Origin of the sequence: Pedosphaera parvula Ellin514 (genome assembly GCF_000172555.1) — a bacterium.
GTDB lineage: Bacteria > Verrucomicrobiota > Verrucomicrobiia > Limisphaerales > Pedosphaeraceae > Pedosphaera.
The window spans coordinates 69,245-82,690 of record NZ_ABOX02000027.1; the positions used below are offsets into that span (position 1 = coordinate 69,245).

Consider the following 13,446-nt stretch of genomic DNA (forward strand, 5'->3'; position numbering starts at 1 on the left):
TGGCAATCCTGAGATCCTTACGAAGGGCGGCAACGATTTGAATCGGCTATGACTCTACATTTTATTGATTGGGTTATTATTCTGCTCACGCTGGCGATCTGTTTTCTACCTGCCTTGTTTTTCGGCAAACGTGCGGGCAAGAGCACTTCTGAGTTTTTTGCATCCGGGCGTTCCGTGCCCTGGTGGTTGGCGGGGTTATCGATGGTGGCCACTACTTTCAGCAGCGATACACCGAATTTGGTTACAGATATCGTGCGCCGGCAGGGAGTGGCCGGGAACTGGTGCTGGTGGGCATTCGCGCTGACGGGAATGGCGACGGTATTTTTTTACGCCCGATTGTGGCGTCGCTCGGGGGTGATGACGGACCTGGAGTTTTATGAGATTCGTTACTCCGGCAAAGCGGCAAGCTGCGTGCGGGGATTTCGCTCGGTTTATCTCGGGTTTTTCTTCAATTGCATGATCATGGCGACGGTGAATCTCGCGGCGTGCAAAATTGCCGGCATTTTGTTTGGCTTGCCGCGGTGGGAGACGCTGTTGATTTGTGGCGTGTTGAACGTGGTCTTTGCAGCGCACTCCGGTCTTTGGGGTGTGCTGGTCATCGATATGATTCAATTTTTTGTCAAGATGACAGCGGTGGTTGCCGCTGCGTATTTTGCCGTCAAACATGTGGGAGGCATGCATGAGCTGATTACAAAAGTTTCAGAAAAAACCGGACCGGATGGAGTGCGTTACCTCAACATTCTACCGGACTTTACAAACAATTGGGATCTGGCGATGGCGGTCTTCATCATGCCGATAGCGGTGCAATGGTGGGCGGTTTGGTATCCGGGCGCAGAGCCAGGTGGAGGCAGTTATATTGCACAACGAATGCTGGCATCAAAGTCCGAGAAGGATTCGCTGGGGGCCGTGCTTTTCTTCAACGTTGCCCACTATGTGTTGCGTCCGTGGCCATGGATTTTGGTGGCCTTGTGTTCACTGCTGGTCTATCCGGAGCTATCGGATATCCAGAAGGCCTTTCCCAACCTTGATCCCAAATTGCTGGGCCACGACATTGCCTACCCGGCGATGCTCAAGTTTTTGCCGGTGGGTTTTATCGGCCTGATGGTGGGGGGGCTTATTGCAGCAAACTCTTCCACCATCCTGACGCATTTGAATTGGGGCGCATCCTATCTGGTGCACGATTTTTACCGGAGGTTCATTGTCACTAATGCCAGCGAAAAGCATTACGTGTGGGTGGGGCGATTGGCCACAGTCGGGTTGTTTGCTTCTGCGGCCGTGCTCACTTTTGCTTTGGATACGGCCAAGGATGCATTTGACATTATTTTGCAGGTTGGTGCTGGAACCGGCCTGCTGTATCTGCTGAGGTGGTTCTGGTGGAGGATCAATGCCTGGTGCGAAGTGGTGGCTATGGTTAGTTCGTTCCTTGTCTCAGTTGTTCTTTTGGTTTTAAAGCTCTATGGCACTGTGTTTAGCGCACACACAGCGTTGTTGACAACGATTGCAATAACCACGGTGTGCTGGGTTGCGGCGGCCTACCTGGCCCCGCAAACGGATGAAGAGACGTTGATTGCATTTTATAAGCGCGTCAGGCCGTTCGGCCCGGGGTGGAAACATATCCGCCTTAAGGCGGGCGTCAGCGAGAGTGAGGCGGAAGCGACTGGAGAAAACATTCCAATGTCACTTTTGGGGTGGGTGGCTGGCTGCACCGTGATCTGGTCCGGATTGTTTGCCACGGGTAACTATTTTTACGGGCGAAACGGAGTTGCGTTAATGCTCGCTCTAGTGTTTGCGATGAGCTCCGCGATCCTGGTTTGGGTGGTGAATAGGTTGTGGACTGCGCGTCCCAATCAAAAACTGGAATCCAAGCTCGTCGAAGATGTGGCTCCGCCCGTTTGATGTCGAATGGAAATGGAATCTGGGCATACGGAAAGGAACCAAAAGGTTCTGGAGTTTGCCGCAACCAACCAGTCGTTCGCAATTTATGCCGCTGCCAGGGAGTAAGCGGGCAAAGGCAAGTTTTCGATTCACTCCATCCTTCTTCGTCCTAATCAAAATTTGACGGCCTGCGTCATCAATTTTGATGACGTCAATAAACACTAGTTCCACTTGCCGGTTGCAACGGAATTGCAGTAAGTAAGTTGCATGACCCGTGTGATTTTATTGGCCTTGCTGGCAACTGCATTGACCGCTTGCAAGAAGCATGAGGCGGTACCCAGTCCTCAAGCAGTTACGCAAGATCAGCCGGCTTCAGCGCCTCAGGAGGGAACTTCAGCGAGAGGGCCAAATCCGCTTCCTGCGGCGCCTGTGACGGTTAACGCTCCCGAAAACGGCGATGTCAATGCCACCCTGGGCCAACTCTCCCTGGAACTGCGTAAATATGTAGTTCGCACCAGAAGCGCTCCGAAGAGTTTTGAAGAATTTGCTGAAAAGGCTCAGTTGCAAGCTCCAACGCCGCCTGCGGGAAAGAAATATGCGATTCAGGGAGGGAAAATTGCTTTGGTGAACGCTAAATGAAGTTTAGGCATATGAAAAAGATTCTATTCACGATCCACGCAAGAGCAACGCGAGCTTATATACTGGGCAGGGGACGGCAGGGGTTTACTTTAATTGAGCTTTTAGTCGTTATTGCGATTATTGCCATCCTGGCGTCGTTGCTCCTTCCGGCGCTCGCTTCCGCCAGAGCCAAAGCCTGGCGAATTCAATGTACGTCCCAGATGAAGCAGTTGGGAGTTGGCTTTAACCTGTTTGCCACTGATCATGAGGATATGTTTCCACCTGCGGGATATGGAACCAGTTCCGGTCAGCTGGCGTGGGACAGCTGGATCCATCGATATATCGGTGGAAATGCATCGGACGCAGATCTGATTAGCGGGCTTACGAGCATCGACGCGTGCCCAAAGGTCGAGAAATGTCCCGGCGACCGAGTTGCAATCATGGCTGCATGGGCGAACTACGGTCAGCGCAGAACCTATGCCATGAACAGTGTTGGAGGCAATTGGAGCACGGAATATCAAGTCGATACTAAAAAGCAGAGTTATCCTTTGCCACCGATTAGTCATGGCGTGGGTATTTATTGGCAGGATGGCGGCGGGGCCGGTGGCCTTCCAGATTGGGAGGCGAAAGGGTATAAGACGACAGTAGTGTCAGATCCAAGCGGAACGATCTTGTTGGTGGAACAACCGAATTTTCAGAATGTAGTCGGCAATATCTGGCCTTGCATTTCGATCGGCCCCCTAGGCAGCGGAGATCTGTACCAGACTGATCCCTCTCCCGGGAGCCATAACTACGGAAATGATGAGTACGGCATTCACAGCAAGCGATTCAATTATCTGTTCCATGATGGGCATGTCCAAGCTTTGAAGCTCGAACAGACGGTTGGTTCCGGGACTTTGGCCAACCCCAAAGGGATGTGGACGGTAAAACAAAATGACTAATTGACTAATCAACGGCTGGGATCGAGCAAGGATTCCAGCTCCTGAAAGGGGCAAGACTTGATCTCGGCCTTCCGTGGAACTCCAGGTTAAAGCTGTTTTACATTCATACCTTTGCAGCAATCGCTCACGATTGATCAAACCATTTATTTGAGACGGCAGAAGCAATGGTCCCGCCACTCATTGCTTGTGCGTTGTGTAAACTGGAACCGGTTCCTGTGATTTTAAGGCTGTTGGACAGCGCGATAAAAGCGATACTGATGGTTTGAGGCACCTGGATCGATCAGATAGAACGGACTGGAAACTGGAGTGTTGGTGCTCAGAGAAATCCAGTCAGCGAAATTGGTTGTTGCCTGAAGGATGTAGCCCTTTCCTGTCTGACCCGAGAGTTGGACCTGAAATGCTCCATTGGAGAAAGCACCGGGAGCAGTGAACAACACGTTGGGGAAAATGGTGAATATACCACTGGCAGCGACACTGTTAGTGAAACCAGTTTCAAATGCGTTCGCGTTCACCGTGAGGCTGTTGGTCAAGGTCAGTGGCCCGGAGTAAAGCAGTGAACTGCTGGTCGGCAGAGTGCCATCCAAGGTGTAGTGAATCGCAGCATTCGGGTCAGGATGCTGCAGGGTGACACTCACGGACCCCAGGAATGTGCCGCCAGTTGGAGTGATGGTGGGTGGTGACAAGGCGGGCGTACCCGGCAGACTGTTGATCCAGCCGGCCAACACCGTCAGTGCGTTGGTGTCGACGAGATTCCTGGCCAGCGGCGGCATTTTGACGGCGGAATCAATGCTGTTCATCCGACCGTAAAGCACGGAGCGCCAGATATCTTTCGGGACCACCACGCGGGCGTTGTCATATCCAAGATTACCTTTGGCAAGGATGCCGTTAATAATGTTCTGATTGCCCAACGAAGTGTCATAGCGCGCATCGAAGGTGATGCCGCTGCCGCCAGGGCGGTGACACGAAGCGCAATTGGCGTCGAGGTAGGAACGGGCACGGTCGACGAGCGGGGCGCTTTGATTTGTAAGCGCGGCCAACTGCGTATAGGTGGCAATGTTGGACTCATTGATGGCTGGGTAGAAAAGTCCCAGGCGATTCAGAGTCCGGAGTTGGTTGTCTGTTTGGCCGGTTGTTGCATAGGTGAAGTTGCCGTTGAGTTGGCGGGTCTTGACGCCCAGAACGTAGTTGGCCGCAGGCGTGTGACAGGTCAGGCAATCAGCTGGGCTGGGATAGTACCAGGTTTGCGTGCGCGATCCGCTGGCAGTAGTGATGACAATGTCTTCGTTGAGGCTGTTGGTGAGCAGATCAGCATCGCTATTGTCCGGGCGCCATTTATAGGTCACGCCGTAAACGCCGCCGTTGTTATCGCGCACAATGAGGCGTGTTTCGAGTCGTCGTTTCGTGTTGGGATTGGTTTCATCCGTGGCCAGTTCGAAATGTTTGACGAAGATGGTGCCACTGGGGAATGTCCATTCGCCGGTTGGGGCAAAACCGATTTGTTCGTTGGTGGTGTAAGGTGCGCCGGTGTTCGGCACAGCAAGCCAGCGAGTTTTAAGCGCGGCATCGGACCAGAGGGGGACATTCACATTGTAGGGGATCAATCCTCCAAATGGAGCCATGGTTGCCGTGTTGGTAAAGACACCGGTTTGTGAGAGTGTGGGTGGCAAGGAGCCATTGATGGTGCTCGGCATGTTCAGGAAAGGTGTGACTTGGGCGCGGGTGGTCATGCCGTAAGGCTGGCCGCTGCCGGCTGTCACAGTGATGTTCACGGGCGCGGAGGTTCCGCTATATCCCGCACCGTCATAGGCGACAGCGGTCAGTGAATAGCTTCCGGCAGCGAATCCTGGCACAGTGAGGCTATAGGGAGCATTACTTACGCTGCCTAAAAGGGAGTTGCTGGAATAAAAATCGACTCTCGAGACTGAATTATCATCGTCGGTGGCCTGAGCCGTAATCGTGACGCTGGCGATGCCTGGGAATGAGGAATTATTCGTAGGACTGGAAATGCTGACCACAGGTGGTTGATTGGAGACCGGGTAAAGCTGCGTCTGCGGAATGATAGTTTTGGCGGTGGAGGGACTGCTCCAGGACAAGCTGGCTTGAGCTCCGCCTCCATTTTCATAATAATCCATCTGGATATTATATTTTTGTTGAGCGGCGAGCGTAATTAAGCCACTCCATTCTGTGGCACCCTGATCCACCCAATGGTCGATGAGCAGTTGACCGTTCACCCAGAGGCGAACTCCATCATCCGTCGTGGTATAGAAAGTATAATTTTCGCTGAACTGAGGCTGGACGGAACCAGTCCAGCGCGCGGTGAAGTGATCGCTGCTGACTTTGGGATCAGGCGCACCATTGTTCCAAAGGAAATTTACTGTAGCATCGGTGCGTACCAGGCTAGGAGAGCCGTTGAAGGTCATCAACTGGTTGGAATAATAAGCGCCGCGCAGGCCGATTCCAGTTCCAACGGATGAACTGTTTATGAAGGTAGCGACGGTGGCACCGCTATCCGTGGAACCGGGCTTGAACGCCTGGGCAGTGACCGCCGCTGTGTTTGTCACAACGAATGGGCCAGTGTAAAGAGTCGAATTGGTGGTGGGCTTGGTGCCATCGAGCGTGTAGTAGATGACCGCGCCAGGTGTGGCGTCAGAGATGGTCACGGCGACAGAATTGGTGAACAGCCCGCCGTTGGGAGCAATTATGGGCGGGACAACAAAGGTGCTGAGGCCGTAAACATTGAGCCGACCGGAGAAGGTCGAGAGATAGACTTTGCCGTTAACGACAGTGGGAGGAGTAAACTTGCCATAATTGCCGACGGAATCGCGAGCGCTGACCTGCTCGGAATTCCAGAGTTCGTTGGTGACATTTTGCGCATCGTAGGCGTGCAGGATGCCGGGGCGGACGGCCTGGTTGGCATCACCGCTCAGTTGATGATAGGCCCAGAGGATGCCTGTTCCGGCGTTGGTGCCATTGGCAGAGATGGAAAGCATGCCGCCAGTTTGGCCATTGGGAGCCGCTGTTGGGCTTTGGGCATACGCAGGCGTGTTAAAGCGGCTGAGCGTGCGATCGAATTTGTATTGCTGCAAACGCACAGAAGAAGGCCAGATATAGCAGAAGGAACCGTTTGGGCCATCCCACCAGACGGGGCTGCCGTGGATATGATCGGTGGAGACCGCGAAACTCTGAATGATGTTCGTGTCTGCAGTCGAGGAACCGCTCAGGCCGCCCATATTATCGCGATCCACCAGATAGAAAACACCCTGCTTGCCGCCGGAGCAGGCGAGGGTTGTGCCGGGTATGAGCAACAGACCGGCAGAGCCGAGGTCGATGTCGCCATTTTCCAGAGCCTGATAGTTGTAAGGCGTGAACCAACTGGCGATGGTGAAGTTTGTGCCGTTGCGGGTGAGCTTCAGGAAGCTTTCCCCACGGTTCACCAGGCTGCGCGGATTGCCGCTGACACCGACGGTTCCGTTTGCAATGGAGAGATAGATGTTGCCGTTCGCATCGGCAGAAGGAGCCTGGCCGCTCTGCCAGATACCGCCATCGGTGCCGTTCGGTGTTGTGTTGTATACTACCGAGCGTTGCAGGGTGGCAGCATCGTAGCCAATAAACCAACCGTGGTACGGGCCCCAATCGCAATGGGAAGCCCAGCCGATGTAAACGATGCCATTTATAAGTGCGAGTCCTGAACGTTGATTTTGCCTTTGCGGATCGAACGTGATCATTCCGCCGACACTGCCATCGCCGGTTCCCGGGTAGCTTGCCGTGATTACCACCGGGCTGTTGGGCCGATCCAGGCCTGTGGTGATATTCAAGGCGTGAAGGCGTTGGACATAGGTGGAACCATTTTCCTTTGTGCGTGCGACTAAATAGATGGTGCCAGTGGCGGGATCAATGACTGGAGTGCTCACAATACCCATGTTCCCGCTGAAGTCCCGATAGTTGCCGCCGCAGGCACCGGTCATGTCAGTATTACGTGGAGCGACAATGTTTGGCCCCAGAAAACTATTGGTCCAGTAAGGAGCAGTGACGGAAGCATCGTCGGCATCGAAGGCGTAAACCGTATCATTAACAGTGGCGACGATGACAATGTTATGAACGCCTTTGCCGGGGATGTTCACATTCGTCATGACGAGCGGTTGGGCGTAAATTTGGTCGTCCACCGCGCGGGAAAACATCAGGCCGAACTGATTGCTGTTCACGTTATTGACGTTTAAAGTGTTTTCCTGAAGGTTCGCGCCAGTGCGGGCCTGATCATTGTGCTGTGTGAGAACTGCGACCAAGGGTGGATTGGTCGTCGAGGTGGTAAAGAATAAGGATGGCGTTGCCCAGGCCGTGCCAGCGCTGTTGACTGCCTTGCTGGTGAAGAAATAAGTCGTGTTTGAAGCGAGTCCAGAGACAGCGTAGGAAAACGGGCCGGACTGTGCGCCGAGGGCGACGTTTTGCGTCCAGGCTGCGGGGTTGCTCCCACCGTTGGTGAGGCCGTAATAAAGAGTGACCTGTGGGGAGTCATTGCCAGTGGTGAGGACTTGTCCATTGAGCGTTGCAAGCGTGGCCGCGATACTACTGGAGGGCAAGTTAGTGATGGTGGCAAGAGCGGATGCAGGTGTCACGAATGAGAGCGAGGGTGTAGCCCAGTTGGTGCCGGCGAAATTCGTGGCCCGAGAGGTGAAGTAATAGGTCGTGCCGGCGGTGAGTCCCGTTATGGTTTGGGAGAATGCTCCCGACTGAGTGCCCAATGCGATGCTTTGCGTCCAGGTGGCGGGACTGGTGCCGCCATTAACCGTTCCATAGTAGAGGGTAGTCTGCGGGGTGCCACCGCCAGTTGAAATAATCTGGCCGCCCAAGGTTGCCGATTTCGACTGAATATTCGTAGCTGGTATATTCGTGAGCGTGGGGGCTGTCACGGGAGTGGAATCACCGCTGATAGCATAGATGCCAGTGACGCCTGCACTCGGCACCTGGTCAAAACTAACACTTACCAATGGCTTATTGTTGGCACCAAAAGTTGCGGCCAGATCAATGGTGGTTTGGTAGAAGCGGGGATCAGCGGGCGCGCCGCTCGTATTGCCAGTGTTCAGATTGATGCGTTCCACGCCCTGCAGGGCAAAACCAGCATTGGAAAACCAATCCGAGGCGTTGCAATTGGTAGCGAAGGTGCTGCCGTCATTGAAATGCAATGTCACATTGGCGTTACCACCACCACCACCCGAATTGGCGAGGATGGCGATGCGGGAGTAAGTGGCTGGGGTGACCAATGTCAGCGTGCCGGTGGTGATGCCGGTATCGCTGCTCATCACCAGCGCATTGTTACCGGTGTAAGGTTGGAATTGAAAAACCGTGCCGTCGCCAAAAGCACTGGTGACAGCCCCTGAAGCTGGCAAACCATAGGTTTTACCGGAGAGACCGCTTTGATAGAAGGCTGTGCCTTCGCCGGGATTAAATTCGAACGCGGTGCTAAAAGGTGGCCCGGCGGAATTGGTTTCCACAACCACGTCCAGATTAAATCCGGTGAGGGCAATTGGGGCCATGTTGGCGGCATGTAATCCCTGCGCGAGACAAGAAAGTAGAATGGTAAAAAGACACAGTGCGCGACGAGTGCCGATCAATACAATTAAGATAGAATGCTGGAAGCGAGATACTTCAGTCATAACATATAGGGTTACGGGGTTTATCCTAGCTGACTACCGGTTTTCAGCAAGTCAAATGCCCCTTTTTCATATCCTGAAAAGTCTTCATTGAGCTGAGCAAAATTAATCAGTGAACCACTGCACGGCCTCCTCTCACCAGGCCAGTAACCTCAAGTCGCGGGGCTTTCCATCTGGTTCAGTGTTTATTAAGGAATCTGCGAGGCCGCCAATCTGGTGTCGTGATATTGCAAATCAATGATTTCTCAAATAACTGATTGTAACACCAGTTAAGATGTAGCTCGCATCTCTCCAGTAATTACATTCAAAATAGGCCGTAAGCATGATGCATCAGAGCCGGAAGGATGGGGAACGCCCGTCTGATGAAACCGAGGCCCACTGCCGCGACGAAGGGGGGCAGGCCTGGCAGTGTTTTGGAAAAGCAGTTGGACGATTCAAGATTGGTGTTTAGGTATTTTAAACGGATGGACATTTCCCTCTCCTTACAGGATGGACAAAAATAGAACAGTTAACCAACATCACGCAGTCTCGGATATTGTATGTTTTGCAAACCAATGTTTTCGATGGCAGTACTGGTCGTGGCTGTGCTGGCTGGCGTCGGACGAACGCGCGCGGAGAGGTTGGCGACGGTGGAGGAAGTTGTTCATTCCAAAATTGATCTCTGGGGCGAAGCAGCACTTCGTCAGCCCAATGGGCCGAGCTACGAATTTTTTGAGCCGCTCCTGCCGGCGCTGCGGTATGTCAGCGCAGATTTCCATTATTATCCCATTGTGTTGAGTGCGCCTTTCGCCAAACAGAAGGCGCGGCTGATTTCCAATGGAAGCGGCATCAACCTGCGTGGTGGCGCACGCGGGTGGAGGGATGTTGGTGTGCCTGTCATGTTCAGAGTCGGCCCTGACGAGTTCCTGTTTGGCAATAACGTGCAGCACCTGGAAGGACCGCATCTGGCGGAAGGTTTTCTGCCGATCGTGGAGATGAATTGTAAACATGGGGAGTGTAGCTACTCTGAGGAGAGTTTCGCGGCCATGGATCCAGCTCTGTGCGATCATGCGTTGGTGTTCACACGATTTGGCGTCAAGCAAGCGCGAAAGACTCCCATGAGGGTTTGTGTGCAGGTCGACTCGAAAACAGCCATCAAGGCAGGGGAGGGGCGCCTGCAGAATGAAAAAGGAGAGACGATCCTGTGGTTTGATGGCAATTGGAAATGGGAGGCGACTCGGGGATTGCTGTCTTGTGATTTCAAAACCAATTTGACGGCGACGCTGGCGATCGCCACAGTGCCATTTGCCGAGGCAGTGGCTTCGCCTCTGGCCACGAACGGCTACGTGGCACAACGCGACTTGGCAGTCAATGAGTGGAAGAAGTTGCTTGATCGAGGAATGAAAGTCGAGGTGCCAGAGCCGTTGGTTAATAACGCCTGGAGGAGCCTCATTTTGCAAAATTTCTCGCTGATGAACGGCAATAGCATGCGCTATAGCGCGGCGAACCAGTATGACTCAGTTTACGAAAGTGAGGGCAGCGACGCCACCACGGCAATGCTATTGTGGGGCTTCACGAAAGAAAGTGCCCGGCTGTTTGAACCACTAATGGACGTGAGCCGGAAAGGAATGGAATTGAATTACGCAGGGCAAAAGTTGGAGAATGTGGCGGTTTATTTTTGGGAAACACGCGATAAGCAGTTTTTGGATAGTCTGCGGCCAAAATGGGAGCGAGAAGTGCAACGAATCGTTGGCGCTCGCGACAGCCGGGGATTGTTGCCCCGCGGGAGTTACTGTAATGATATTCCGATGCCGATTATCTCACTCAACACGCACGGCAAGTGTTGGCGAGGTTTGAGAGACTTGAGCAAGGTGCTGGGAGAGGCAGGTTATGAGGAGGAGTCTAAGCGCCTCACGAGAGTGTCGTCGGAATTTCGCAGCAATATCCTGACGGCAGTGGACCAGAGCATCTTCACCAACACGCAGCCACCGTTTGTGCCTATCGCACTCTTTGGGGACGAGCAGCCGTGTGACCCAATTTGCGCGACGAAGATGGGCAGCTACTGGAACCTGGTTTCCAACTTTGTGCTGAATTTCGGAGCGCTCGAGCCGGGTAGCCAGCGGGAGACGTGGCTCACGCAGTATATACAGCAGCATGGAGGTTTGTGCATGGGAATGGCGCGTTCTTTGCCGGCTCCCGGCTGGTGGGTAAGCCCGCACAATATGAACCCACTTTATGGCATGCACTATGGGCTGACACTGTTGCGCCGAGACGAACCGGACAGGGCGCTTGTGACATTTTATGGAATGCTGGCACAAGGGTTGACGCGGGAAACGTTTGTTGCGGGAGAAGGAAATTCAATTGTACCGCTGGATGCATTTGGCCGGCAGTTTATGATGCCGCCCAACAGCGGTGGAAACGCCCACGTTTTGCAGATGCTCCGTTACCTGTTGGTGCAGGACTTTGACCTGAATGACGACGGCGAACCGGACACGTTGCGGCTCTGCTTCAGCACGCCAAGGCGATGGTTGGAGGATGGCAAAACGATCGCAGTGGAAGATGCTCCAACGGCATTCGGACCGCTTTCCATGAAGGTGCAATCAAAGCTCAAGGCGGGCGAGGTCGATGTTGAACTGAGTTTACCTGTTCGAAATAAAGTGGCCAGAACGTTATTTCGTGCACGGTTGCCCGAGGGTTGGAAGGTTATTTCAGCAAACGTGGGAGCTAAGGAGTTTGTGGTCGATGACAGTGGCACGGTTGACTTGGCGACGTTGGCAGGAAAGCAAAACGTTCGTTTTAAAGTGGTCCGGCAGTAGGGGAGGAATGAGTTTCTGCATCCCAGCAGGAGGCCCATCTTGATTTGAGGTTGCATGCCAAAATAATATTCCCCATGCGTGTTTGTTTTGACCGTCAGTGGTCCTTCTGATAGAGGTCTGGCGGTCACCATGGTTACCCAGGAACTTATCGCTCGTAAACTAGGTCTTTCACGTCAGTTGGTGAGCTTTGCTCTCGCCGGCCATCCACAGGTTTCGGAGGCGTCACGCAAGCGTATTCTGGCTGCGGCGCAGGAACTCGGTTATAAGCCGAATCCTTATGCCCGGGCACTTAAGAAAGGGCGAACCGGTATCGTTGCTCTTTGGATCCAGGACTTGTTCTCCACCCATTACATCCACGTGATGAGCGAACTCAATCGGGTGGTAAAGCAAGCGAAGCATGAGTTGATTGTGAATGAGGTTGGGAGCGGTGGAGCAGCTCAAATGTTGTCGCATGTGCCGGTGGATGCGATTTTTGCGATGGAGACTCCCCTGCAAGTGAGTGCGTACGTGGAGGCGCAGAGAGGACAAGCTGTCCCGGTAATCAGCATGGGGGCAGCGTGCTATTTAAAAACGGATTACATCAAGGTGGATTTGGATAGTGCCACGAAGGAGGCGATGGAGCATTTGATGAGCTCCGGTTATAAGCGGATTGCGCATGCCACTTTTATTGGGAAGGGGTTGCCCGAGTCCAGTCGGCGGGTAAGTTACACCAAAGCGATGCGGAAAGCAGGATTAAAGCCGGAGTTTATCCACTATCCCCTGGGAGCCGACCAACGAGCCAGCGTCCGCAGGATTGTTCAGGATTATGTGGGACAGAACGGTTGCCCGGAAGCGATTTTTTGTCATTCAGACGATGTGGCGTTGGGCATATATCGCGGACTTTGCGATATGAAACTGCGAGTGCCGGAGGACGTCGCAATCGTGGGATGCGACGGGATTCAGGACACAGAATATTTGGAGTGTCCGATTACGACGATAGTGCAACCAGTTGAAGAAATGTGCGCCCTTGCGTGGAACTTTTTAACGAAGCGGTTTGACGATGGAACACTCAAACAGCAACAGATCACTCTGAAGCCGAGACTGGCAGTGCGCGAATCCTCTCTGCGGCAGGACTAAAACCGTCAATCAGCCTGCTGCACTTTCCACACCTGCGTGTCGTTGGTGAAATGCCAATTAGTATTCTGCGCGGTTTGTAGTGTGGGTGCCGGCAGCTTCAAACTGGCGGAGTTATTCACCTAAATGTAACAGGACGGTAACCTGTACATTCCGAATTGTTGTTACAAGAGAGGGGCTGATAAGAGAGGGGCTGATTCGCAGATAAAAACAAATTGCAATAGAAATTATTTAAAAGTGTTGACGCGTTAACTTAGCTCGTGCTAAATAAGGCTAATTGTTCATTTAATCTCCGCTTCAGAAAAATAACCATGAAAAAAATGTTGTTTGGAGTCATGCGCAAGCTTGGAGCGCTAACCGGGCAAAAGGTCGTAATGATTGTTTCTGCAGTCATTGCCTTGGGCGGTGTAACTGCCCGAGCTGATTATACATCGACTGTCCTGGCTGATTCGCCGA

General features: G+C 53.2%; 6 protein-coding genes. 5 read left to right on the top strand and 1 reads right to left on the bottom strand.

Translation table 11 applies throughout. The annotated features are described in order from the left end of the window. The first annotated feature begins 48 nt into the window (after window positions 1-48). From CFLAV_RS19430 to CFLAV_RS35040, 3 genes are all read left to right on the top strand, one after another. Window positions 49-1,896 carry a sodium:solute symporter family protein gene (locus CFLAV_RS19430; protein WP_007416515.1) on the top strand — a complete coding sequence of 616 codons (1,848 nt, stop codon included), beginning with the start codon at window positions 49-51 and terminating at the stop codon, window positions 1,894-1,896. A 246-nt stretch (window positions 1,897-2,142) separates the two neighbouring features. Next, complete coding sequence (locus CFLAV_RS19440; protein ID WP_007416517.1) at window positions 2,143-2,514, top strand: hypothetical protein; 372 nt, start codon at window positions 2,143-2,145, stop codon at window positions 2,512-2,514. Between the two features lie 11 nt (window positions 2,515-2,525). Then, entirely contained in the window at window positions 2,526-3,434 is a 909-nt protein-coding gene (locus tag CFLAV_RS35040; protein WP_160164619.1) for a type II secretion system protein, read from the top strand. Between the two features lie 221 nt (window positions 3,435-3,655). On the opposite strand, the gene CFLAV_RS19450 is transcribed toward CFLAV_RS35040, so the two are convergent. Continuing rightward, window positions 3,656-9,085 carry a chitobiase/beta-hexosaminidase C-terminal domain-containing protein gene (locus CFLAV_RS19450; protein WP_007416519.1) on the bottom strand — a complete coding sequence of 1,810 codons (5,430 nt, stop codon included), beginning with the start codon at window positions 9,083-9,085 and terminating at the stop codon, window positions 3,656-3,658. A 560-nt stretch (window positions 9,086-9,645) separates the two neighbouring features. On the opposite strand from CFLAV_RS19450, the gene CFLAV_RS19455 reads away from it, so the two are divergent. After that, the gene (locus tag CFLAV_RS19455) at window positions 9,646-11,877 is read left to right on the top strand and encodes a hypothetical protein (RefSeq protein ID WP_237712422.1); all 2,232 of its coding nucleotides are present in this window, start codon (window positions 9,646-9,648) and stop codon (window positions 11,875-11,877) included. Window positions 11,878-11,955: 78 nt separating this feature from the next. Further along, entirely contained in the window at window positions 11,956-12,993 is a 1,038-nt protein-coding gene (locus CFLAV_RS19460; protein ID WP_040549462.1) for a LacI family DNA-binding transcriptional regulator, read from the top strand. Window positions 12,994-13,446 lie beyond the last annotated feature (453 nt).

Excerpts from the sequence above, each read along its gene's own strand:
- CFLAV_RS19430 (WP_007416515.1), top strand. The coding sequence starts at position 49 with ATGACTCTACATTTTATTGATTGGGTTATTATTCTGCTCACGCTGGCG.
- CFLAV_RS19440 (WP_007416517.1), top strand. The coding sequence starts at position 2,143 with ATGACCCGTGTGATTTTATTGGCCTTGCTGGCAACTGCATTGACCGCT.
- CFLAV_RS35040 (WP_160164619.1), top strand. The coding sequence starts at position 2,526 with ATGAAAAAGATTCTATTCACGATCCACGCAAGAGCAACGCGAGCTTAT.
- CFLAV_RS19450 (WP_007416519.1), bottom strand. The coding sequence starts at position 9,085 with ATGACTGAAGTATCTCGCTTCCAGCATTCTATCTTAATTGTATTGATC.
- CFLAV_RS19455 (WP_237712422.1), top strand. The coding sequence starts at position 9,646 with ATGGCAGTACTGGTCGTGGCTGTGCTGGCTGGCGTCGGACGAACGCGC.